General features: G+C 72.3%; 20 protein-coding genes. 8 read left to right on the forward strand and 12 right to left on the reverse strand.

The genetic code is table 11. The features are described 5' to 3' along the window. Positions 1-30 precede the first annotated feature (30 nt). The 3 genes from BN159_RS06585 to BN159_RS06595 are packed head-to-tail and all read right to left on the reverse strand — an operon-like array spanning position 31 to position 4,490. Entirely contained in the window at positions 31-1,965 is a 1,935-nt protein-coding gene (locus BN159_RS06585) for an AMP-binding protein (protein WP_015656146.1), read from the reverse strand. Continuing rightward, positions 1,962-3,137 (reverse strand): thiolase family protein, encoded by a 1,176-nt coding sequence (locus BN159_RS06590; protein WP_015656147.1) that lies wholly within the window; start codon positions 3,135-3,137, stop codon positions 1,962-1,964. The genes BN159_RS06585 and BN159_RS06590 overlap by 4 nt, the downstream gene beginning before the upstream one ends. 6 nt (positions 3,138-3,143) lie before the next feature. After that, entirely contained in the window at positions 3,144-4,490 is a 1,347-nt protein-coding gene (locus BN159_RS06595; protein WP_015656148.1) for an MFS transporter, read from the reverse strand. 121 nt (positions 4,491-4,611) lie between these two features. On the opposite strand from BN159_RS06595, the gene BN159_RS06600 reads away from it, so the two are divergent. The 7 genes from BN159_RS06600 to BN159_RS06630 all read left to right on the forward strand — a co-directional run bounded on the left by BN159_RS06600 (position 4,612) and on the right by BN159_RS06630 (position 13,644). Beyond that, entirely contained in the window at positions 4,612-5,229 is a 618-nt protein-coding gene (locus tag BN159_RS06600; RefSeq protein ID WP_197541373.1) for a TetR/AcrR family transcriptional regulator, read from the forward strand. 122 nt (positions 5,230-5,351) lie between these two features. Beyond that, positions 5,352-7,025 (forward strand): LuxR family transcriptional regulator, encoded by a 1,674-nt coding sequence (locus BN159_RS06605; RefSeq protein ID WP_015656150.1) that lies wholly within the window; start codon positions 5,352-5,354, stop codon positions 7,023-7,025. Between the two features lie 159 nt (positions 7,026-7,184). Next, complete coding sequence (locus BN159_RS06610) at positions 7,185-8,570, forward strand: FAD-binding oxidoreductase (RefSeq protein WP_015656151.1); 1,386 nt, start codon at positions 7,185-7,187, stop codon at positions 8,568-8,570. Between the two features lie 34 nt (positions 8,571-8,604). Then, complete coding sequence (locus BN159_RS06615) at positions 8,605-9,600, forward strand: LLM class flavin-dependent oxidoreductase (protein ID WP_015656152.1); 996 nt, start codon at positions 8,605-8,607, stop codon at positions 9,598-9,600. A 17-nt stretch (positions 9,601-9,617) separates the two neighbouring features. Further along, positions 9,618-10,883: a DUF2716 domain-containing protein gene (locus BN159_RS06620; protein WP_041818887.1), complete on the forward strand. Its 1,266-nt coding sequence runs from the start codon at positions 9,618-9,620 to the stop codon at positions 10,881-10,883. A 64-nt stretch (positions 10,884-10,947) separates the two neighbouring features. Beyond that, positions 10,948-13,287, forward strand: coding sequence for an ATP-binding cassette domain-containing protein (locus BN159_RS06625; RefSeq protein ID WP_015656154.1), 2,340 nt, complete (start codon positions 10,948-10,950; stop codon positions 13,285-13,287). 81 nt (positions 13,288-13,368) lie between these two features. Beyond that, positions 13,369-13,644, forward strand: a complete 276-nt coding sequence (locus BN159_RS06630) for a hypothetical protein (RefSeq protein ID WP_015656155.1) — start codon at positions 13,369-13,371, stop codon at positions 13,642-13,644. A gap of 19 nt (positions 13,645-13,663) precedes the next feature. Here the strand turns inward: BN159_RS06630 and BN159_RS06635 are convergent, their stop codons facing one another. From BN159_RS06635 to BN159_RS06660, 6 genes are all read right to left on the reverse strand, one after another. Continuing rightward, the gene (locus tag BN159_RS06635; protein ID WP_015656156.1) at positions 13,664-14,632 is read right to left on the reverse strand and encodes a lysophospholipid acyltransferase family protein; all 969 of its coding nucleotides are present in this window, start codon (positions 14,630-14,632) and stop codon (positions 13,664-13,666) included. Then, complete coding sequence (locus BN159_RS06640; protein WP_015656157.1) at positions 14,632-15,405, reverse strand: GNAT family N-acetyltransferase; 774 nt, start codon at positions 15,403-15,405, stop codon at positions 14,632-14,634. The genes BN159_RS06635 and BN159_RS06640 overlap by 1 nt, the downstream gene beginning before the upstream one ends. Before the next feature lie 131 nt (positions 15,406-15,536). Continuing rightward, positions 15,537-16,562 (reverse strand): hypothetical protein, encoded by a 1,026-nt coding sequence (locus BN159_RS06645; protein WP_015656158.1) that lies wholly within the window; start codon positions 16,560-16,562, stop codon positions 15,537-15,539. A 76-nt stretch (positions 16,563-16,638) separates the two neighbouring features. Next, on the reverse strand, positions 16,639-17,484 hold the full coding sequence (locus tag BN159_RS06650; protein ID WP_015656159.1) for an alpha/beta fold hydrolase: 846 nt from the start codon (positions 17,482-17,484) through the stop codon (positions 16,639-16,641). Further along, positions 17,484-18,416 carry a VOC family protein gene (locus BN159_RS06655; protein WP_015656160.1) on the reverse strand — a complete coding sequence of 311 codons (933 nt, stop codon included), beginning with the start codon at positions 18,414-18,416 and terminating at the stop codon, positions 17,484-17,486. Before BN159_RS06655 ends, BN159_RS06650 begins: the two co-directional genes overlap by 1 nt. Positions 18,417-18,433: 17 nt before the next feature. Continuing rightward, entirely contained in the window at positions 18,434-19,981 is a 1,548-nt protein-coding gene (locus BN159_RS06660) for a bifunctional 3-(3-hydroxy-phenyl)propionate/3-hydroxycinnamic acid hydroxylase (RefSeq protein WP_015656161.1), read from the reverse strand. Between the two features lie 191 nt (positions 19,982-20,172). Here BN159_RS06660 and BN159_RS06665 point away from each other — a divergent pair, with 191 nt between their 5' ends. Further along, positions 20,173-20,823 (forward strand): TetR/AcrR family transcriptional regulator, encoded by a 651-nt coding sequence (locus BN159_RS06665; RefSeq protein ID WP_041818889.1) that lies wholly within the window; start codon positions 20,173-20,175, stop codon positions 20,821-20,823. Positions 20,824-20,830: 7 nt separating this feature from the next. Here BN159_RS06665 and dmpG read toward each other — a convergent pair whose 3' ends face one another. The 3 genes from dmpG to BN159_RS06680 are packed head-to-tail and all read right to left on the reverse strand — an operon-like array spanning position 20,831 to position 23,618. Continuing rightward, complete coding sequence (gene dmpG, locus BN159_RS06670; RefSeq protein ID WP_015656163.1) at positions 20,831-21,847, reverse strand: 4-hydroxy-2-oxovalerate aldolase; 1,017 nt, start codon at positions 21,845-21,847, stop codon at positions 20,831-20,833. After that, positions 21,847-22,791: an acetaldehyde dehydrogenase (acetylating) gene (locus tag BN159_RS06675; protein ID WP_015656164.1), complete on the reverse strand. Its 945-nt coding sequence runs from the start codon at positions 22,789-22,791 to the stop codon at positions 21,847-21,849. Before BN159_RS06675 ends, dmpG begins: the two co-directional genes overlap by 1 nt. Continuing rightward, positions 22,788-23,618: a 2-keto-4-pentenoate hydratase gene (locus BN159_RS06680; RefSeq protein ID WP_041818891.1), complete on the reverse strand. Its 831-nt coding sequence runs from the start codon at positions 23,616-23,618 to the stop codon at positions 22,788-22,790. Before BN159_RS06680 ends, BN159_RS06675 begins: the two co-directional genes overlap by 4 nt. Positions 23,619-23,668 lie beyond the last annotated feature (50 nt).

Below are 23,668 nucleotides of genomic sequence, written 5' to 3' on the forward strand. Positions count from 1 at the left end.
TCCCTTGGTCCAGGGGCGGGTTGTCCCTGTTCAGTGGTCCGGGATCTGCTGGACGGCGGTACGGAGGGCGTCGAGGCTCTCGGGGTTGACGAGGGTGGACAGGTCGCCGGGCTCCTCGCCGGTGACCACGTCGCGGATGAGGCGCCGCATCACCTTGCCGTTGCGGGTCCTGGGCAGTTGGCGCACGGCGATCACCCGGCTGGGCCGGAACGCGGAGCCGAGGGCGTCGGCGACGCGTGCGCGGATCAGCTCGCACTCCGCTGCGCCGAGCGGCCTGTCGGCGGCCGGGACCGCGAAGCACCACAGGGCCTCGCCCTTGACGGGGTGCGGTATGCCGACCGCGGCGGCCTCGCCGACGGCCGGGTCGCCGAGGACCGTCTCCTCCACCTCGGTGGGTCCGAGGCGTTTGCCGGCCACCTTGATGACGTCGTCGAGGCGGCCGTGGACGAACCACTCCTCGCCGGTCCGCGAGACGAGGTCACCGTGCGCCCAGCGGCCCGGCCGCCGGTCGAAGTAGGCCTGGGTGAACCGTTCGCGTGCCCGCCACAGCCCGCGGGTCATGCCGGGCCACGACTGCCGTACGACCAGCTCTCCGGCCTGTCCTTCGGGCGGCTCGGCGCCCGAGGCATCCGCGACGGCCGCGTCGATGCCCAGGCACGGGCCCGCGAAACCGCAGGGCGACTGGGGCAGGGTGGGCGCGGAGGCGAGCAGGGAGCCGCCGACCTCGGTGCCGCCGCAGATGTTGATCACCGGGCAGCGTTTGCCGCCGAACTCGGCGAAGTACCAGTGCCACGCCTCCTCGGTCCACGGTTCCCCGGTGGAGCCGAGGATCCGCAGCCGGCCCGGTGCCCCCGGGTGCGGCAGGTCGCGTCCCCTCAGCATGCGGGACAGGCTGGGCGAGCTGCCGAACACGGTGACCTCGTGGTCGTCGAGCAGCCGCCACAGCCGGGTGGGGCCCGGATGGTCGATCGCGCCCTCGTACGCCAGGACGCAGGCACCGGCGAGGGTCGCTCCGACGGCGACGAGCGGGAACATGATCCAGCCCGGGTCGGTCACCCACCACACGACGTCGTCCGGCCGCAGGTCGAGGTTGTACCGCGTCTCACTGCCGACTTGGGCCGGGAAACCGCCGTGGGTGTGGACGGCGCCCTTGGGCCGGCCGGTGGTGCCGGAGGTGTGCAGCAGGAGGAAGGGGGTGTCGGCGGCGAGCGAGACGGTTCCGGCGGGCTCGGCGGCGGCCGGCCCCTGCCAGGTCGTACCGGGCGGTCCGGACGCGCTCGCCGTCTCCGGGACGACGACGAGATGCCGTACGCACGACGCCTTCTCCAAGGCCGTGCGGGCGGCGCTCTCCATGTCGTGGCGGCGTCCGTGCCGGACGGAGGCTGTCGCGGTCACCAGGACCCGAGGCTCGGCGTCGGCGAGCCGCACGGCGATCGCCTCGGCTCCGAAGCCGGAGAACAGGGGGACCAGGACGGCGCCGATGCGCGCGCAGGCGAAGAGCAGGACGAAGGCCTCGGGCCCCGGGGGCAGGTACGCGGCCACCCGGTCGCCGACCGTGACCCCCAGTTCGCGCAGCCGGCCCGCCATCCGGGCGCTTTGGGTGGCCGCTTCGCCGTAGGTGAGCACTCCGCGGGTGCCGTCCTCGCGCTCCCAGCGCAGTGCGGGGGCGCCGCCGCGCCCTTGCCGTACCTGGCGGCCCAGGCAGGAGTCCACCAGGTTGGTGCGCCCGCCCGGGAACCAGCGGGTGAACGCGATGCCTCCGGTGTCGTCGCGGACGCGCCGCGGGGGCACGTGCCAGACGATGCCGATGTCCCGCACGGCCCGCTCCCAGAACCACTCGGGGTCGGCGACGGACCTGGCTTGCAGGGCGCGGTAGCCGCCCTCGACGCCATGCTCGCGGCAGAAGGCCGCGATGTTGCTGTGCTCGGTGTGCTCGCGAGCCGGGTACCAGGCGTAGCCGCTCATCGGATCGCACCCGGGTTCTCGATCAGCGCCGCGATGCCCTGGCCGCCGCCGATGCACATGGTGATCACGGCGAACCGGCCGCCGGTGCGGCGCAGTTCATGGGCCGCCTTGAGCAGCAGCACCGCTCCGGTGGCGCCGATGGGGTGGCCGAGGGCGATCGCCCCGCCGTTCGGGTTGACCCGGTCCGGGTCGAGCTTGAGGCCGTCCATGACGGCGAGGACCTGGGCCGCGAACGCTTCGTTGAGCTCGATCACGTCGATGTCGTCGAGGGTGAGGTCGCTCAGGCGCAGCAGGGCGCTGATCGCCTCCATGGGGGCGACTCCCATGATCTCCGGTTCGAGAGCGGTGACCGCCACTTCTCGCAGGAGGCACAGCGGCGTGGTGCCGGGGCCGAGGTCGGCCGTGCGCGTCAGCAGGACGGCCGCCGCGCCGTCGTTGATTCCGGCGGAGTTCCCGGCGGTGATCGTGCCGTTCTGCGCGAACACGGGAGGCAGGGCCGCCAGCTTCGCCACCGTTGTGCCGGGCCGGGGATGTTCGTCCCGCTCGACGAGGCCGTCCGCGGTGTCGGCCGGGACGACTTGGTCACGGAATCGCCCCTCGTCGACGGCGACGGCGGCCCGGCGCTGGCTCTCGGCGGCCCACCGGTCCTGGCGCTCGCGCGAAATGCCGTACCGGTCCGCCACCAATTCGCCCGTCATGCCCATCGGGTACTGCCCGAAGGGGTCGGTGAGCAAGGAGAGGGTGCCGTCGACCTGGGATGCTCCGGGCAGTTCGTCGGCGGCGCGCTCGCTGTAGTCCAGCAGGGGCTGACGGGTCATCGACTCGTTCCCGCCGGCCACGACGAGGTCCACCCCACCGACCGTGAGGCTTTGCGCGGCCGACCAGATGGCCTGGAGACCGGACCCGCACAGTCTGTTGACGTTGTACGCGGTGGTCCGCACGGGCAGCCCGGCGGCCAGAGCCGCCCGCCGGGCGTTGAAGGCGTCGGGGCCGACCTGGCCCACGCAGCCGAGGACGACCTCGTCCACGGCGGCGGGTTCCGCCCCGCCCCGGGCGATCGCCGCCCGGATCACGAGGGCGGCGAGACGGTGGGCGGGGATGCGGCCCAGTGCTCCCTTGTACCGGCCGATCGGGGTCCGGGCCCCTTCGACGACGGCGATGTCTACGGGCAACGGGGGTCACTCCTTCGCTGAGGGCTGTGCCTTCGTGGTGGACGCGGTCGCTTTCCGGCGGTGGGCCCGGGCGTCATGGTCGGGCCGGATCAGGAGCATCGAGAGCACGGCCCCGGCGATCAGCAGCCAGGCGGTCAGGTCGAAGGCCCGGGCGTAGCCGGTGGCCTCGTTCGGCGCCGCGTCGATGATCCGTCCGGTGACGTAGGGGGCGATCAGACTGGCGAGGGCAGCGAGGGCGTACGACAGTCCGAGGGCCGCGCTGCGCCGGCCGGGCGGGCAGATGTCCGCGATCGCCGCGTTGGTCAGCGGGGTCTGGCCGTTGCCCGCGGAGAACGCCACCACCAGCAGCGGCAGCAGGGCGGCGGCAGGGGCCCGGGTCATCAGGAGCAGGCACGCCCCGGCGAGCAGCGGCAGCAGCGCGCCCAGCAGTCCCTGGGCGACCCGTGCGGACACCCCGCGCCGCAGGAGCCGGTGCGCGAGAGCCCCGGCGGAGAGCACCAGCACGGCCATCGACAGGGCGGGCAGGCCGACGATCCCGCTGATCTCCCCGTCGCTGAACCCGGCCTGTTCCTCCAGGTAGAGCGGTACCCAGGCGAAGCCGAGGGCGAGGGTCCACAGGACCGCGAAGGTGGAGAGGGTGGCACCCAGCCAGGTACCGGTGGTGACGATGCGCCAGAAGGGCACCATGTCGTCGGCCGCGTCGTACGCCGCTTCCGACGGTTCGTCCGCGGGGCCGAGCCGGGCGGTGTACGGTCCGCTGCCGCCGAGCCGCAGCCAGAGCGCGGTCCACAGCAGGCCCACGGCTCCGAGCAGGCCGAACGCGGCCCGCCAGCCGAGGGTTTCACTGACCAGGACGACCAGCGGGGCGGCCAGGACGGTGCCGCCCGCGCCGCCCGCGACCACGACGGCCGACGGCAGCGCGCGCCGCTTCTCCGGATACCAGGTGAAGGCCGTGTAGTTGGCCAGCGGATAGCCTGGCCCCTCACCCGCGCCCAGCATCACCCGGGTCGCGACGAGCGCGCCGAATCCGGCGGCGGGGAGGAGGATCGGCAGTTGCGCCGCCGCCCAGACCAGGGCGAGCGCGGTGAGCAGGGGCCGGGGGCGGATACGGTCGCCGAGGAAGCCGACCGAGACGGCGGAGAGGCTGAACAGCAGATAGAAGCTGCTGGCGATGATCCCGAACTCGGTTGCCGTCAGGTGGAGTTCGTCCTTGATGGGGCCCGCGGTCAGACCGAGCACGGCCTTGTCGGCGGCATTGATCACGATGAAGAGGGCCAGCACCGCCAGGACGGTGCGGGCCCGGCGCCGGGTTCCGTCCGCCTCGGCCGACCGGGTCTCGGCCTCCAGGGTCATGCGCGGCCTCACCGGGCCCCCTCTCCCCCTACGGAACGGAACAGGTCCGTTCCGTCTCGGCGGGAACGTACTCCCGGCCCGGACGGAACGCAACCGTTCCGTCCGGTGTTAATGTCCCGCCGTGGAGTCGACCAGCAGGAGTGCACTCGACCGCGGGCCCACGGGCTCGGCGATGCTGCGGGAATCCGTGACCGAGACGATCAGACGCGCCGTGTTCGAGGAACTGGCCGAGACCGGGTACGCCCGTATGTCGATGGAGGCCGTCACCCGCCGGGCCCGCGTCGGCAAGGCGGCCCTCTACCGCCGCTGGCCCGCCAAGGAGGCCATGGTGGTGGAGCTGGTCTCCGAGGCCGCCGCCGCACACCTGCCCGAGACGGCCGGCTCCGGTTCCCTGCACGACGACGTCGAGCGTTTCGTCCGGGACACGATGGCCGATCTCCACCACCCGCTCGTCGGCCGGATCGTCCCCGATCTGGTGGCCGAGTCGGCCCGCAACCCGTCCCTGCGCGAGGCGCTCCACGAGTCGGTCCTCGCCCCCCGGCGCGCGGCGGTGGCGGCCCTGCTGCGCCAGGCGGTGGACCGCGGCGAGCTGCCCCCCGACATCGACATCGCGCTGGCCGTCGACCTCTTCGGCGCCCCGCTGTACTTCAGGATGCTCGCGGTGGGCGGCCCCACCGACGACGCCTACGTCTCCCGCCTCATCCACGCCGTCCTCGCGGCCCTCGCCGCCAGCCGCTGAACCGGCGGCCCGCTGAGGGAGGAGGCTGCGGCGGTCCCTTCGCCGACCGCCGCGCAGGCCCCTCCCGCCTATCCTGGAAGAAGGCGATCCGGCTCTCGCAGTGCGCGAGAAGGGAGCCGCGGGTGAGCGAGCGGACGGTCGACACGGCGGCGGAGGCTCTGCGCGGTGCCCGGGACGCCGTGGCGCGGGAGGCGTGGGCCGACGCGTATCGGCTGCTGAGCGACGTGGACACCGCGCGGCTCACCCCGGACGACTGCGCCGCGTTCGCGGATGCCGCCTGGTGGGGCAGTCGGGTCGATGAGTCGATCGTGCATCGTATGCGGGCCTACGCCGGGTATGTGGCGACGGACAATGCCCGCCGGGCGGGGCACATGGCCTGGCTGCTCTTCTACGAGCACCAGCTGGCCGGGCGCTCGGCGCTGGCTGCGGGCTGGCTGCGGCGGGCCCGGCGGCAGTTGCGGGACGAGCCGGAGTGCGTGGAGCAGTGTTACCTGGTCTGGATCGACGCCGAGGAGGCGCAGGCGCGCGGAGCGTTCGAGGAGGCGATGGTCTCGGCCCGGCGGATGGCCGCGATGGCCCGGCGCTGCGGCAGCCCGGATCTGGCTGCCTTGGGCGTGCAGACGCAGGCCGGTGTCCTGGTGGCGCAGGGACGGGTCGGCGACGGGCTCGACCTGTTGGACGACGCGATGTGCGCGGCCATGGCCGGCGAGCTGACCTCCTTCTTCACCGGGTGGGTCTACTGCCTGGGCCTTCAGCAGTCCATGGCCTGCGTCGACCTCGAACGCGCCGCCGAGTGGACGGAGGCGGCCATGGCGTGGTGCGCGGCCATGCCCGCCGAGAACAACTTCCGCGGGCTGTGCCGGGTGCATCGGGCGGAGGTGCTGGAGCTGCGCGGCAACTGGGCCGAGGCCCTGACCGAGGCCGCGCGGACCGTCGAGGAACTGCTGCCGTACGAGCGGCGGATGGCCGCCGAGGCCTTCTACCTGATCGGGCAGATCCAGCGTCGGCGCGGGGACCTGGCCGCGGCCGAGCAGTCCTACGACCGCGCACACGAGTACGGCCGCGACCCGCAGCCCGGTCTCGCCCTGCTGCGGCTCGCCCAGGGCAAGGCCGAGGCCTCGGCGACCGCACTGAACCTGGCCCTGGCGGACCGGGAGGAGGACAACGAGCCGCTCGGGCGCTGCCGGCTGCTCGTCGCCCAGGTCGAGATCGCCCTCGCTCTCGGCCGGCTCGACGCGGCGCGCTCGGCGACCGGGGAGCTTCAGACGCTGGCCCAGCAGTGGCAGCGGCGGCGCCGCTCGGAGACGACCGTGCTGCACGCGGCAGCCGCGGCGGCGGCCGGCGCGGTGGCGTTCGCGGCCCGGCATCCGGACCGTGCGCTGCCCCTGCTGCGCCGGGCGCTGACGCTCTGGCTGGCGCTGGACGTCCCCTACGAGGTCGCCCAGGTGCGGATGACGCTCGCCGCCGCCGACCGCGCCGCCGGGGACGACGAGGGTGCCCGGATGGAGCTGAGGGCGGCCGAGCAGACTTTCCGGCGACTGGGCGCCGTACCCGACGCGCGCCGGGCGTCGGCCCTGCTCGCCGATGTGCGCAGGCGGCAGCCCGGTGGGCTCACCGAGCGCGAGATCCAGGTGCTGCGGCTGGTCGCCGCGGGCCACACCAACCGGGCCGTCGCCGCGGAACTGGTGATCAGCGAGCACACCGTCGCCCGGCACCTCAACAACATCTTCGCCAAGCTCGACGTCTCGTCCAGGGCGGCGGCCACCGCGTACGCCTGCACGCACGGCCTGGCGTGACCCGCGATGGGCCGTTCTGCCCATGCGCGGGACCCGGAAATGGGCCGTTACGGCGATGAGGCCGCCCGGCGCCCCGGCGTAGACCGGTGATGTACCCCTCCCCCGACACCAAGACACCGAGACGCCGAGACGCCGAGACACTGAGAGCCGGTGACGGTCATGGCCACCTACACCTCCACCCTGGACGACCAACTGCTGGACCGGTTGCGCGGAGCCGTGCGCGGCGACCTCGTCCGCCCCGGCGAGCCCGACTACGACGAGGCCCGCAAGGTCTACAACGCCATGCACGACCGGCGCCCCGCGATCGTCGTCAGGGCCGTGGACACGGGCGACGTCATCGCCACCGTCGACTTCGCCCGCGAGCAGCACCTGCCCCTGGCCGTACGGGGCGGCAGCCACAGCGTCCCCGGCTACGGCACCTGCAACGGCGGTGTCGTGCTCGACCTCGGCCGCATGCGCGGCATCCGCGTCGATCCCCAGGCCCGCACGGCGTGGGTGGAGGGCGGCTGCACCTGGGCCGACGTCAACCACGCCACGCACGCCTTCGGCCTCGCGACCACCGGCGGGGTCGTCTCCACCACCGGCGTGGGCGGCCTGACCACGGGCGGCGGCATGGGTTACCTGGACCGGCAGTGCGGTCTGGCCTGCGACAACCTGGTCTCCGTCGACCTGGTGACGGCCGACGGATCCTTCGTGACCTGCACGGACGAACAGCACAGCGACCTGATGTGGGCGGTGCGCGGCGGCGGCGGGAACTTCGGCGTCGTCACGTCCTTCGCGTACCGGCTGCACCCCATCGCCGACATCCTCGGCGGGCCGACCTTCTTCCCGCTCGACGGCGATGTGATCCGCCGCTACCGGGAGCTGATCGCCGAAGCGGACGAGCGGCTCGGCGCCCTGTTCGTGGTCGGCCTCGGACCGCCGCTGCCGTTCCTGCCCGAACGCTGGCACGGACGCCCGCTCTGCGGCGTCGTCACCTGCTGGACCGGGCCGGAAGACGAGGACGACCGCATCCGTGAGCGGATCGCGTCCCTGGGGCCGGTGCTCGGCCGACTCCTGGAGCGCATGCCCTACCCGGTGATCAACACCCTCTTCGACGACCTGGTGCCCGCCGGGCTCTACCACTACTGGAAGGGCGCCTTCACCCAGGGCATGCCGGACGGCGCGATCGACACCCTCGTCGAGTACGGCGCCAGCACCCCGTCCATCCAGAGCGTGACCGTCGTCTTCCCCATCGACGGGGCCTGCCACCGGGTGGCGCCGCAGGACACCGCCTTCTCCTACCGGGACGCCGACTACTCCATCGCGCTCAGCCCCACCCTCACCACCCGCGAGGAGTGCGAGGCCCAGAAGCCCTGGGTGCGCGCCTTCCACGGGGCACTCGCACCGCACTCCATGGAGGGCGGCTACGTCAACTTCATGGACGGCGACGACCAGGACCGCGTCCAGGCCAACTACCGCGACAACCACGCCCGCCTGACCAGTCTCAAACGGCGTTACGACCCGAAGAACCTGTTCCGTCTGAACCACAACATTGCGCCGTGAGGAATCCTGCGGGCCGCCGAGTGTTGAACCAGGCATGAGTTCCGTGATCGCGCAGGCCCGCTTCTCCGTCCTCGACCGCTCCCGCACCCGCGAGGGCCACACGAACGGCGAGGCCCTGCGGGACACCGTCGCGCTGGCGCGGGAGCTGGAGGAACTCGGCTACCACCGGTTCTGGGTCTCGGAGCATCACGGGGTGCCCGGGGTCGCCGGTTCCGCCCCGACGGTACTGGCGGCCGCCGTCGCCTCGGCCACCCGCACCATACGGGTGGGCACCGGCGGCGTGATGTTGCCCAACCATCAACCCCTCGTCGTCGCCGAGCAGTTCGGGGTGCTGGAGTCCCTCTTCCCCGGCCGCATCGACATGGGCCTCGGCCGTTCCGTCGGCTTCACCGACGGGGTGCGCCGGGCGCTCGGCCGGGACAAGGACGTCGCCGACGACTTCGCCGGTCAACTCGACGAACTGCTGGGCTGGTTCCAGGGCACCTCGCCCACCGGGGTGCACGCCCGGCCCAGCGAGGGCCTGACCGTGCCGCCCTTCGTGCTCGCGATGGGCGAGGGCGCCGCGATCGCGGCCCGCGCGGGCCTGCCGATGGTCATCGGCGACCTCAGGAACCGCGCCAAGATGCAGCGCGGCATCGACCACTACCGCGCGAACTTCCGCCCCTCCCCCTGGGCCGCGGAACCGTACGTCGTCATCTCCGGCACCATCGCCGTGGCCGCCACCCCCGAGGAGGCCCGCCGGCTGCTCATCCCCGAGGCCTGGTCGATGGCGTACTCCCGCACCCACGGCACCTTCCCGCCGCTGCCGCCCGCCGAGCGCGTCGAGGCACTCACCATGACCGCCAAGGAGCGGGGCTTCTACGAGGGCGGACTCGCCGGGCACCTCGCGGGCACCGAGGAGCAGGTCGCGGACGAGCTGGAAATCCTGTTGAAGGAGACGGGCGCCCAGGAGATCCTCGTCACGACCAGCACCTATGACCGTAGGTCACTGCTGGATTCGTACCGGCGGCTGGCCGGGATCGTGAAGTGAACCCTGGGGGCTCCTGAGTGACCGCTGACGCCTCGGCGTTGTGGGCGATGTACGACACACAGATTCGCGGACGCGTGCCCGAGGTGTTCGGCGTGGTCGCCGAGCGGGACGGGCCCTTGGTGCGCGTCCACTACGGCACCCATGGCGTTGTGGACCACGGGGACCTCTCCGAGGTCGAGGACCTCGCCGGGCTGGTCCGCCGGAGTCAGCAGGACTTCGCCGAGCGCGTGGAGCCGGTGACCTGGAACGCGTACTCCCACGACGGGCCGCGCCTCGCCCAAGCCCTGCTCGACGCGGGCTTCACTCCGGGGACCCCGCGCTCCCTGCTGATAGCCGACGTCAACGACGTGCCGACGACGGACGTGGAACTGCGGACGTACTGGGCAGGGCTCCCGCCCAAGGACGAGGACCGGATCCTCCGGCTCGCCGAGGCGGCGCCCGAGCAGCGTCGGCCAGTGTCCGAGCTGGAGTTCGGCATGGACGTCCAGGCACTGTGGCATTACAACCGCCTGCTGGACCTGGTCTGGCTGGAGAAGGTCCACGGCACGGAATTCACCTCGATCGGCGGGATCAGCGGGCCGCGCCGCGAGCTGCTGCACGCGGCGGCCGCGTGGAAGGGCCGGCGAGCGTGGTTGCAACCGCCGACGCGTTACGTGGTGGCCGAGGCGAGCGGGGATCTCGTCCCCGTCCATCTGGCGGCCGGGTTCCAGGAGATCGCCGAAGTCACGACCTACCGATGGGCGCCACCCGGGGAGCCCGCCCGCGAGCGCCCTTCGAAGCAGCTGTTCTCCGACCCCGAGCACGACGAGATCTGGCGGCGCTTCGAGAAGCGGTTCGAGGTCACCTACGAGACCGCCTACGACGGCATCACCGAGCCGCCCGGTTCGGTCACCTGGCACATGGAGGCCATCGAGGACTGGCGCGACCCGCTGCTGCGCCAGGTGGAGGCAGCCATCGCCCGCGGACTCAGGGCTTGCGGGCATCGCGGGGACCGGCTGTACCGGCTCAAGTGGTACATCAACGGCACGGTCTGCGACCCGACCCGGGTCGGCGGCCCCGGCCAGCCCCCGTGGCCGGGCTACTCCTACCTCCCCGACGAGAATGTCATCCAGGTCAGCTGGGACCTGCGCATGGGCACCTACGGCAACTTCCGGGAGGAGTCGCTCTGCGTCTTCGGCGCGGAGCTCGTCGCCGAGGTCGAGGAGGAGCTCACCGAGCTGCTCGGCACGGTGCTGCGGCGGGACGGGCGGCCGGTGGGGAACGTATGGACGTTCGGGCCGTGAGGAAGCCCGTGGCATAGAATCGCGGAGTTTGTCCCCTGCCCCCATCGCGTACGGAGAGCTCCTCATGCACGACGCCCACGACCCGTACGTCCGTGTCCGGGGCGCCCGCGAGCACAACCTCCGGGGCGTGGACGTCGACATCCCCCGGGACGTGCTGGCCGTGTTCACCGGAGTCTCCGGCTCGGGGAAGTCCTCGCTCGCCTTCGGCACGGTCTACGCCGAGGCGCAGCGCCGCTACTTCGAGTCGGTGGCGCCGTACGCGCGCAGGCTGATCCACCAGGTGGGCGCGCCCAAGGTCGGGGAGATCACCGGTCTGCCGCCCGCGGTCTCGCTCCAGCAGCGCCGCTCGGCACCCGGCTCGCGCTCCTCGGTCGGCACGGTCACCAATCTCTCCAACTCCCTGCGCATGCTGTTCTCCCGCGCGGGCGACTACCCGCCGGGCGCCGAGCGGCTCGACTCGGACGCCTTCTCGCCCAACACGGCGGCCGGAGCCTGCCCGGAGTGCCACGGCCTCGGCCAAGTCCACGGTACGACCGAGGAGTTGCTGGTCCCCGACCCCGAACTGTCAATCCGGGACGGCGCGATCGCCGCGTGGCCCGGGGCCTGGCAGGGCAAGAACCTGCGCGACATCCTCGACGCGCTCGGGTACGACGTGGACCGGCCCTGGCGCGAACTGCCCGCCGAGCAGCGGGAGTGGATCCTGTTCACCGACGAGCAGCCGGTCGTCACGGTCCATCCGGTGCGGGACGCGGACCGCATCCAACGGCCGTACCAGGGCACGTACATGAGCGCCCGACGGTATGTCATGAAGACGTTCTCCGACTCCAAGAGCGCGACCCTGCGCGCGAAGGCGGAACGGTTCCTGGCCAGTGCTCCCTGTCCGGCGTGCGGGGGCGGCAGGCTGCGGCCCGAGGCGCTGGCGGTGACCTTCGCAGGCCGTACGATCGCCGAACTGGCCGCACTGCCACTGCTGGAGCTGGCCGACACCCTGCACGGCAACACGGAGACGGCCCGGGTGCTCACCGAGGAGCTCAGGTCCCGGATCGGCCCGGTCGTCGAGCTGGGTCTCGGCTACCTCAGCCTCGACCGGTCGACCCCCACCCTCTCGGCGGGCGAGCTGCAACGCCTCCGCCTCGCCACCCAGCTGCGCTCCGGACTCTTCGGTGTCGTCTACGTCCTGGACGAGCCGTCCGCCGGACTGCACCCCGCGGACACGGAGGCGCTGCTGACGGTGCTGGAGCGGCTGAAGGCGGCCGGGAACTCGGTGTTCGTGGTGGAGCACCATCTGGACGTGATGCGCGGCGCGGACTGGCTCGTCGACGTCGGCCCGCGCGCGGGCGACCACGGCGGGCAGGTGCTGTACAGCGGACCGCCGGAGGGACTGGCCACGGTGGCGGAGTCGGCAACGGCCCGTTTCCTGTTCGACCGCTCCCCCGCGCCAGTACGTGAAGTGCGCGCCGCCGCCGGGCAGTTGAAGGTCGGCCCGATCACCCGGCACAACCTGCGCGCGGTGACCGCCGAGTTCCCGCTCGGGGTGTTCACCGCGATCACCGGGGTCTCGGGCTCGGGGAAGTCCACGCTCATCGGAGAGATCACGGAGGAGCTGTCCGGTGTGGGCCGACTGGTCCGCGTCGACCAGAAACCGATCGGCCGCACTCCCCGCTCCAACCTCGCCACCTATACCGGCCTGTTCGACGTCGTCCGCAAGGCGTTCGCGGCCACGGGCCAGGCCCGGGACCGGGGTTACGGCGTCGGCCGCTTCTCCTTCAACGTGGCCGGAGGGCGCTGCGAGACCTGCCAGGGCGAGGGGTTCGTGAGCGTGGAGCTGCTGTTCCTGCCGAGCACGTACGCGCCGTGCCCGGACTGCGGGGGCGACCGCTACAACCCCGGGACACTCGAAGTGACGTACCGGGGGCGGAACATCGCGCAGGTGCTGGACCTCACGGTGGAGGCGGCGGCGGACTTCTTCGCGGACACCCCGGCGGTGTCCCGCAGCCTCGGCACCCTCCTCGACGTAGGCCTCGGCTACCTACGACTCGGCCAGCCCGCCACCGAACTGTCCGGCGGCGAGGCCCAGCGCATCAAACTGGCGAGCGAACTCCAGCGGGGGCGTCGCGGGCACACGCTGTACCTGCTGGACGAGCCGACGACCGGCCTCCACCCGGCCGACGTCGAGGTCCTCATGGACCAACTCCACGGCCTCGTCGACACCGGCCACACCGTGATCGTCGTCGAGCACGACATGGCGGTGGTGGCGGGCGCGGACTGGGTGATCGACCTGGGCCCGGGCGGCGGCGACGCTGGCGGGCGGATCGTGGCGGCGGGGCCGCCGGGGGAGGTGGCGCGTTCGGAGGGGAGCGCTACGGCGGCGTATCTGATCCGTGCGATGGGCGGGACATGGTGAGAGCCCGGCACAGTTGCGCACTCGTGGGGCCGGTGCACACTGGGAATCGAGCCCAAACCACGACGACGCACGGAGGCTGCCATGGCCGAAGATGCTGAGGTTCGCGGGACCCTCACAAAGGTCGGGGAGGAAACGGTCGAGGTCTACAAGCTGGAGCTTGACCTCGATGATGCGTCGCGGGAGAAGCTGAAGGCGGACCCCCGCGCGGTGATACAGGGCTTTCTGGAGTCGCAGGGGCATACGGTCAACGGTCTGCTCGTGGCGGACTTGCAGGGATTCGACGACGACTGGCCCGCGGGCTGGCTGCACATCCCCAGTGGCGAGTACCGGTCTCGTTGGTTCCCGATCCTGCTGTAGCGGCGCGGGGCGTGGGCGGTCAGCCCGGTTGCCGTACCGCGGCCTGGACCGTCTTGGTCACCTGATGGGTTGCCAATGCCGCGTGCGCCCAGGCGAGTTCACCTCCCGACGGACCCGGCTCCGCGGCGTGGGCCAAGGTGCGGCGGTCGGTGTGGGCATCCGCCGGGATCTCGGACCGTACCTCGACCTCGGCCACCAGGCGGCGGGCCGTGACCACCCGCCACAGGGAGGCGAGCAGGGAGTCCTCGCCGACGAAGGCGGGTGCCGTGGACGCGGGGCCGTCGTCGAAACGGTAGTGCAGCCGCACCGGTTGGACCGGGACGCCCGCGTCGAGTGCGGCCTGGAACACCGCCCGGCGGAAGTGTCCCTGGGCGCGGCCGCACCAGGTGCTGCCCTCGGGGAAGGCGACCACCGCGGCGCCGGAGCGCAGGGCCCCGGCGATCCGGGCGACCGTGTCGGGCAACGCCCGCAGCCGGTCCCGCTCGATGAAGAAGGCACCGCTGGCCGCGGTGAGCCCGCCCGCCACCGGCCACCGCCGGATCTCCGCCTTGGCCAGCATCCGGGCCGGACGCACCGCCGCGAGCAGCGGGATGTCCAGCCAGGAGATGTGGTTGGCGACCAGGAGCAGGCCCCCGGTGGGCGCCGCCGTGCCGGTGATCCGGACGCGCACCCCGGCGGCCCGGACCACGGCCCGGCTCCACCCGCGGATCAGCGCGTTCCGCCGGGAGACGGGAACGAGACCGAACACCGGCAGCAGACCGACACCCACCAGAAGCGTCACCAGCAGCGCCCCGATCCGCAGCACCGCGCGCGGCACGTCCGCCAGGGAGCGGGCGGAGGCGACGCACACCTGCGGGGAGCAGGGCGCGGTGGGCAGCCAGGCACTGGTCGGCACGATCGGACGGGGCACCGCGGCGGCGGCCGCCCGGCGCGCCCGCCGGTCGGTCAGCGCCCGTCCGCCGACGGGCACCGTGCGCAGCAGGCTCATCAGGCCGGGACTAGCGAGAGGAAGTGCTTCAGATAACGCGGGTTGACCCGGCGCATCGACAGCAGCACGTACAGGTCGGCGACCCCGAAGTCCGGGTCGTGGGCGGGCTCCGCGCACACCCAGGCGCCGAGCCGGAGGTAGCCGCGCAGCAGCGGGGGCAGTTCGGTGCGGCCCTCGGGGCGGGTGACGCTCTCCGGGTTCCAGGGGTGCAGCGGGCGGACCCGGTACTCCTCGGGCGCCAGGTGCTTGTCCCGTACCCGGTCCCAGGTGCCGGCCGCGAGGGCGCCGCCGTCGGCGAGCGGGATGGAGCAGCAGCCGGCCAGCCACTCGTGGCCGTTGTCGACCATGTAGCGGGCGATACCGGCCCAGATCAGGCCGATGACCGCGCCGTCCCGGTGGTCGGGGTGGACGCAGGAGCGGCCGACCTCGACCAGGCCGGGGCGGATCGGGTCCAGCGGGGCGAGGTCGAACTCGCCCTCCGAGTACAGCCGCCCGGCGACCGCGGCACGGTCCGGGGGCAGCAGTCGGTAGGTGCCGACGACCTGGCCGGTGACCGTGTCACGGACCAGCAGGTGGTCGCAGTACGCGTCGAAGGCGTCGATGTCGTGCCCCGGCTGCGGGGTGGACAGCAGGGCGCCCATCTCTCCGGCGAAGACGTCGTGCCGCAGCCGCTGCGCGGCCCGTACGTCGTCCTCGGTGCGGGCGAGCGTGACGGTGTAGCGGGTGGGGGCCGCGGGCTGCGCGGGGCGGTCGAGCGTGGAAACGCCGTTCATGGGCTGACTCCTGGTCACAGGCCGGGGACGATTGAGCGGCCGGAACAGTTCTTCCGACGCAGGGCGTCGTCCGCGTGACCATCGCCAGGAGCGCGGATGTGGGGTTGTTGAACGGAACGGTCAGGACACCGTCACTTGGGCGGCTCGCAACCCTCCAGCCAGTAGCGCGTCTCCGCGGCGTCCAGAACCCGCTCCAGGACGAGGTCTCCCGTCATGCGCGGGAAGAAGCGGCCGGACGGCCAGCTGCGCTCGTAGGCCGGCGGGTCGAGGACGAGCAGGCGTACACCGTCGACGACCGGGATGTCGGTGGGCGTGCCCTCGTTCCACACCCACTCCCCGCCGGGTGCGACCAGGTTGAACGATCCCACGGTGTGCACCTGGCCCGGCGCGTCCCGGCACACCGCCGCCTCCTGCGGGGAGGGGGCCCGGCCGGGCACATGGCCGCCGCCGACGAGGACGTCCGCGAGCAGGGTGTGCAACTGGAAGTTGTCGCCGATTCCGCTCATCCGCATCCGGTAGCCGGTGCCGGTGGGGCGGTGCAGCACGACCAGCGGCTCGTCGTCGAGGACGAGCAGGGCGTAGGTCAGGCACTTGAACTCGTGGCCCGACGCCTCCGCCACGGCCCGTATCCCGCGCAGCAGCCGGGCTCGCAGCGACCCGTCCAGCGCGGTGCGCACGGCGGGGTCGCTGAGCATGGCGACGCACGCCATCTCCCACTGGGGCATCGACAGCCAGGCCAGTGCCGCCTCCGGTCCCACCCGTTCGAAGACCGCCGGATCCACCTCGCCGGACTCCGGATCGGGGAAGTCCCCGCCGCCGGTCTCCGCCCAGCGTTCGGCGAACTCCCCGGCGGCGGCCAGGTTCTCGGCCAGCTCCACGAAGATGTGCGGCGCGCAGGGCCTCGGGTCGGCACCGCTCTCCACGCAGGCGCCGACGAGCACGGCTATGGTGCCGCGCGGCCCTGGCGGCACCTCGGGCAGCAGCGCGGCCAGGCGCGGGGCGGCCTGCGCCATTTCCTGCGGTGCCGCGTCCCGGTAGGCCCGGCCCATCTCCCCGAAGGCGCGTTCCGCCTGCTCCGGCTCCTGCTCCCGCACGGCGGCCTCGAACCGCGCGACGGCCTCAACGAACGGCCCCTGCTGCTGACTTCCCGTGATCATGCAGGCAGCGTACCGAGGCCGGACAGGCGGAGCGGGGCCGGGGAGCACCACCTTCCCGACCCCGCTCGCCCGCAGGTCAGTTGTTCGTGACGAAGTCCACGACCAACCGGTTGAACTCGTCGGCGTGCTCGATCATCGCCCAGTGACCACAGTGGTTGAGCACGACAAGACGGCTGTTCGGGATGTTGGCGAGAAGGAACAGCGAGGTCTCGTAGGAGACGACGCGGTCGTCACGGCCGTGGATGAGCAGGGTCGGCACCTGGATGGCCGGGAGCAGCTCGGGCTCGACCCACTTGGGCAGCGGTGCGCCCTGGGGCAGGCCGTCGACGTAGTTGCGCAGGTGGTCGGGGCGGGCGAGCGCGGCGTCCGAGCGGGCCTGGCACAGTTCCGGCGTGGCGAAGCGGGCCTTGTCGTAGACCATGATCTCGACGAGGCGGCGCATGTTCTCCGGGCTGGCGTCGTGGTAGGCCTCGATCAGCACCTTCAGGCCCTCGGAGGGGCCGCCTCCGGGCCCGAAGAGGGTGGGCATCCGGCCGACCGGCGGGCCCATGGTGATCAGGTGGGAGATGCGGTCGGGGTGTTCGGTGGCCAGCCGCAGGGAGGTCTGGCCGCCCATCGAGTTGCCGACGAACGCGGCCTTGTCGATGCCGAGGGCGTCCAGGAACTGGATCGCCGCCGTGACGTGGTCGAGCTGATCGACAGTGGCCGGGGACGACTCGCCCCAGCCGGGCATGTCGACGGCGTACACGTGGAAGTGCTCGGCCAGTGCCTCGATGTTCGGGGCGAAGTTGCTCCAGCCCGTCGCGCCGGGGCCGCTGCCGTGCAGCAGGACGACGGGGTGGCCGGAGCCCGCCTCGTAGCAGCGGAGCTTCCAGTCCTGGGTCTGGACGGTGCGGGCGATCGTGTTCGGGTCGAGGGTCATCAGTGGGCCTCTCCGTGCGGGGCGGGCGCGGCGGCGAGCAGGTCGGCTACGACGCCGGGCGGGCGGTGGCCCCAACTGTGCAGCTTGTCGAGCGTCTTCACCTCCCAGGTCTCGTCGTCGATGATCAGTCCGCCCCAGCCGTACTCGATGCTGAAGCCCGAGGGGGTGAAGACGTAGAAGCTGAACATCTGGTCGTTGGGGTGCATGCCGAGGGTCATCTCGAAGGGCTGCTTGGCGTCCATGCAGCGGTCGTAGGCGAGGCCGACGTCGCGGATGTCGGTGACCTCGACCATGAAGTGGTGGGTCTTCTTCGGCGAGGGCAGGTCGCCGAAGGCCACGGTGTGGTGGCGGCCGTTGCAGTGCAGGAAGATCAGGTCGGCGACGACGCCCGGGGCGAGCTCCTCGACGATGATGTCGCTGATCCTGAAGCCGAGCAGGTCGAGGTAGAAGCCGAGGTAGGTCTCGCGGGAGACGCCGTGCGCGAGCAGGACCTGGTGTCCCGCGCCGCCCGCGCCGGTGACGAAACCGCCGAGCAGCTTCGCGGACTCGAAGGGCGTGGCGGCGTCGGCCAGGCCGGTGACCAGCTCGACACGGTTGCCCATCGGGTCGGCGGTGATGAAGATCCGGTCGACCTTGCGGGCGGCGGCCAGCGCGTCGTCGCCCTCGGCGACCTCGACGTCGGCGGCGCGCAATTTCGCGACGAGCGCATCCAGGGCGGCGGCGTCCGAGACCTCGTAGCCGGTGGCGACCAGGTCGTCGACGGGGCCCTCGGTGACGACCCAGCGGTGGGCCTTCTCGTCAGTGCGCAGGGTGAATCCGTCGGCCGTCTTCTCGCCGTACTGCATGCCCAGCAGGTCGACGCCGAAGTGCTCCCAGTCGGTGAGGGAGCTGACCTCGTAGACGACGTATCCGAGTTCCTTGACTCCGGACATCTGTGTGACTCCTTCTCTCAGAGGGTGGGGGCGGCGAGGCCGCTGACGTCGGCGGCGGCGACGAACCGGTCGGGGCGCAGGGCCACGGCGCGGGCGCCGTAGCGGCGCAGCCAGGGCAGCAACGACTCGTCGAGATCGACGAGTTCGTGCGGGCCGCGCGTGTACGCGGTCTTCGGGCGCACGGCGACGTAGCGGGCGCCGAGCGCGTCCCAGTCGGCCCTCTCCTCGGGGGTGAGCAGGCTCGCGGGGTCGATGTCGTCGCCGAGCAGGACGAAGCCGGGGCCGAGGAGGTGGTCGAGCAGGGCCATCCGGCCGGCGGTGTCGCCGACGGTGGGCTGCGGCACCATCCGGCCGACGATGCTGGCGTCGCCGAGCGGGCCGCGCAGCCAGCCTGCCGCCAGTACCGGCGGGGCGGTCAGCGGCGGTTCGTAGGGGGTGACCGTGTTCTCGGGCACCGCGTTCATCGCGGCCTGCTCCTCCTCGGAGGCCTCCCGCTTGATGACCCGGCCGAGGCCGACCGCGAGGCCGGTGTAGAAGGCGGCGTTGGGGCGCCGTTCGGCCTCGTAGGTGTCCAGCCAGCGCTCGGGCAGCTCGCCCTTGATGACGCGGGCGAGTTTCCAGCCGAGGTTGTGGGCGTCGCGCATCCCGGTCTGCATCCCGGCACCGGCCCACGGCGGCATCAGGTGGGCCGCGTCGCCGGCCAGGAAGACCCGGCCCTGGCGCCAGGTGTCGGCCATGCGGACGTGGTGCCGGTAGAAGGCGTGCTGGTGGATCTCGACGTCGTCCTCGGTCACCCCGAGCGCCTTGAGCAGCGGCCACACCTCGGTGCTCGTCGGGTAGTCCTCGGGGGACTCGTCGGGCTTGAGGGGGATCTCCCAGCGGTGGTTGCCCGCGGACAGGGCGATGTCGACGACCGGGCGCTCCCTGTCGGACCAGAAGGTCAGGAAGTCGCGGTCGGGCCACCAGCGTTTGACGCGGCAGTCGACGACCACCCAGGTGACGTGGTTGGTGTCGCCGTCCAGTCGGCAGCCGATGCGGCCGCGGGTGGGGCTGGAGCCGCCGTCGGCGGCGATCGCGTACCGGGTGCGGACCGTGCGCCTCTCGCCGGTCGCGGTGTCGGTCGTGGTGAGGGTGACGCCATCGGCGTCCTGGGCGATGTCGGTGACCTCGGCGCCGTACCGGACGCTGATCCGGTCGCCCGACTCCTCGGCGGCCGCGCGGAGTTCGGCCTCCATGGTCGGCTGGTAGATGTTGTAGAAGCGCGGCTTGCGGCCGAGCGTGGACGGCGGGTGCTCGATCCGCATGATCTCGGTGCCGTCGTACGTCATCCAGCGCAGCGCCCGCTGCGGGTCGATCTTCTTCTCGACGCGCTCGTCGACACCGAGGTCCTGGAAGATCCGCATCGTCCAGTCGTTGACGGTGACGGCTCGGGCCCGGGGGTAGAGGTCCTTGTCCCGCTCCAGGGCGAGGGCACTGACGCCGTTGCCGGCGAGGGTGAGGGCGGCGATCACACCGGTCGGGCCGTATCCGACGATCGCGACATCCGCGTCGTAGCTGTGGGTCATGCGCTGACTCCGTTGTCCCATCCGCACGTCCCGTACGGAAGTTTTGGACCGATCGGTCGGTCCATTTCTGGGAGGCTAGCAAGCCGCGTCCGTCGCATGTCAAGAGTTCTTGCATGATTTCGTGATAAGCCACGACGGCCCCTGATCAGCGGTGGATCACCGCTCGTCAGGGGCCGCCTAGACTTCGGCAGGTGGACACGTCCGCGCCGAGAGCGCACACCAGCAACCGCCGCGGTCGCCGCTCACGGCAGGAGATCCTCGACGCGGCCGCACGCGTGATGTCCGTGCGCGGCTACGCCGGCACGTCGATGTCGACGCTCGTCAAGGAGACGGGCCTGCCGAAGAGCGCCTTCTACCACCACTTCGAGTCCAAGGCGGGACTGCTCTCCGCCGTCATGGCGCAGGGCGCCCAGGGCTTCTTCGACGCGATGCGCGAGGCGCACCGCACCCCGCCCGAGGGCGGCACACCGCGCGAGCGCCTGCGCTGGTACCTGGGCCGGACCGGCGAAGTCATCGAGAACCGCGAGGAGTTCCTGCGGCTGCTCCTGGTACTGGTGATGAGTCATGAGGCGGCCGAGGCGTCGGAGGCGCTGGCGACCGTGCAGTCCGTCCGGGACGAGGGCCGCGCCTACATGCGGGTCATGATCCGCTCCGCGTTCGCGGGTGAGGGCGAGGCCGCCGCCGACCGGGTCGCCGACGCGCTCGCCCACTTCTGCATGGGCGGCTTCGACGGGGCGTTCGTGTCGCTGCAATCGGCGGACGGCAAACCGATCGCGCAGTTCATGGAGGAACTCGCCGACGCCACGGCGGCCCTCGGCGAGGCCCTCCTCGCCACGCGCTGAGCCCCCCTCAGGCAGCCCGCTCGGCCACGAGCGTCAGCGCGATGTCGACGATCATGTCCTCCTGGCCGCCCACGAGCCCGCGCCGGCCGCACTCCATGAGGATCTCCCGCACATCGATGCCGTACCGCGCCGCGGCGGCCTCCGCATGCCTCAGGAACGACGAGTAGACACCGGCGTACCCCAGGGTCAGGGTCTCCCGGTCGACCCGCACCGGACGGTCCTGAAGCGGCCGGACGATGTCGTCGGCGGCGTCCTGGAGCCGGAACAGATCGCAGCCGTGCTCGAACCCGGAGATGTTCGCGACCGCAATGAACGCCTCCAGCGGACAGTTCCCCGCGCCCGCCCCGTGCCCGGCGAGCGAGGCGTCGACGCGGCGCACCCCGTTCTCCACGGCGACGACGGAGTTGGCGACCGACAGCGACAGGTTCTCGTGGGCGTGGATGCCGATCTCGGTCTCCGCGTCCAGGACATCGCGGTAGGCGCGTACCCGAGCGGCTATGTCGTTCATGGTGAGCCGGCCGCCGGAGTCGGTGACGTAGACGCAGTGCGCGCCGTACGACTCCATCAGCTTGGCCTGCTCGGCCAGTTCCTCGGGCGGGGCCATGTGGGAGAGCATCAGGAAGCCGGAGACGTCCATGCCCAACTCGCGCGCGGCGGCGATGTGCTGGGCGGCGATGTCGGCCTCGGTGCAGTGCGTGGCGACACGGACCGAGCGCACGCCGAGGTCGTGGGCGCGCTTCAGCTCGTGGATGGTGCCGACACCGGGCAGCAGCAGCGTGGTGAGGCGGGCGCGCTGAAGCACGGAGGCCGCCGCCTCGATCCACTCCCAGTCCGTGTGCGAGCCGGGGCCGTAGTTGACCGAGCCGCCGGCCAGGCCGTCGCCGTGCGCGACCTCGATCGCGTCGACTCCGGCCCGGTCGAGCGCGGCGACGATGCGCCGGACGTCCTCGGGGGTGATCCGGTGCCGTACGGCGTGCATGCCGTCGCGCAGGGTCACGTCCTGGACGAAGATCGGGGTGCCCATCAGCGGCCCGCCTTCCGTGCTGCGATCCGCTCCGCGGCCTGGAGGCCGGCGGAGGTCATGATGTCGAGGTTTCCGGCGTAGGCCGGGAGGTAGTGGGCGGCGCCCTCGACCTCCAGGAAGACCGACACCTGGTGGGTGGGGCGGGCGTCGGAGCCGGGCAGCAAGGTCCCCACGGGCTGGTCGGCGGGGATCTCGGTGATCTGCACCTGCTGCTTGAGGCGGTAGCCGGGGACGTACGCGGCGACGTCGGCGACCATCTTCTCCACCGACCGCCTGATCTCCTCGTGCATGGCCGGGTCCGGCGCCGTGACCAGGCAGAAGACCGTGTCCCGCATCATCAGCGGCGGCTCGGCCGGGTTGAGCACGATGATCGCCTTGCCGCGGCGCGCGCCGCCGACCCGCTCGATGGCGGCCGAGGTGGTCTCGGTGAACTCGTCGATGTTGGCGCGGGTGCCGGGGCCCGCCGACTTCGACGCGATCGACGCGATGATCTCGGCGTACGCGACCGGCACGACCCGGCCGACCGCGGCGACGACGGGGATGGTGGCCTGGCCGCCGCAGGTGACCATGTTGACGTCGGGCGCGTCCAGGTGCTCGTCGAGGTTGACGGCCGGGACGACGTACGGGCCGATCGCGGCCGGGGTCAGGTCGATCAGCCGCTTCCCGAGCGGGAGCAGCTTGGCGGCGTTCACCTCGTGGGCCTTGGCGGAGGTGGCGTCGAAGACGATCTCGATGTCGTCGAAGCCCGGCAGCGCGAGGAGCCCGTCCACGCCCTCGTGGGTGATGGGCACCCCGAGCCGGGCGGCGCGGGCCAGCCCGTCCGAGGCGGGGTCGATGCCGACCATGGCTCCCATCTCCAGGTGACGTGAACCCCGCAGCACCTTGATCATCAGGTCGGTGCCGATATTGCCCGAGCCGATGACCGCGACCTTCGTCCTGCTCATGCTGCTCCCTCTGCTCCCTCGCTGAAGCGGACCGTCACGGCGCCGAGGCCGGACAGGGTGGCGGTGACGGTGTCGCCGGCGGCGGCCGGGCGCATCGGGCCGAGGGCGCCGGAGAGGACGACCTGGCCCGCGCGCAGCGGCTCGCCGAGTTCACGGGCGGTGCGGGCCAGCCATACGACCGCCTCGACGGGGTCGCCGAGGCAAGCGGCGCCGGAACCGGTGGAGACCTCCTCGCCGTTGATGCTCATCGACATGGCGACGTCCACCGGGTCGAACTCGTCGAGCTTCAGCCGCTCCTCGCCGAGCACGTACGCGCCCGCGGAGGCGTTGTCGGCGACCGTGTCAGCGAAGCTGATGTCCCAGCCCGCGATCCGGCTGCCGCAGATCTCCAGCGCGGGCACGCCGTAGGCGATCGCCGCGCGGACCTGCTCGCGGTCGAGCGGCCCGTCGGCCAGGTCGGCGCCCAGCACGAACGCGATCTCCGCCTCGGCCCGCGGCTGGAGGACCCGGCCGAAGGGGACCGTGTCATCGTCGGCATACGCCATGTCGTCGAAGAGGACTCCGAAGTCGGGCTGGTCCACGCCGAGCTGCCGCTGTACGGCCTCGGAGGTGAGCCCGATCTTGCGGCCCACGACCCTCGCGCCGGCGGCGATCCGCCGCTCGGTCAGCACGGCCTGCACGGCGTACGCGGCGGCCAGGTCGTCCCGGCCGATCAGGTCCCGCACGGGCGCGCACGGCACCCCGGAGGCGAGGGCCCCGGCGATGCGCTCGGCCGCGGCCACGATGTCGGAGGGGCTCGCGGTGGCGAGCGGTTTGCTGTCGTTCACGCCTTCACTGTGCGGTCGGGCGGAACAGCGAACCAGCACTTCGTCTCGCT

It is taken from the genome of Streptomyces davaonensis JCM 4913, assembly GCF_000349325.1.
Classification (GTDB): domain Bacteria; phylum Actinomycetota; class Actinomycetes; order Streptomycetales; family Streptomycetaceae; genus Streptomyces; species Streptomyces davaonensis.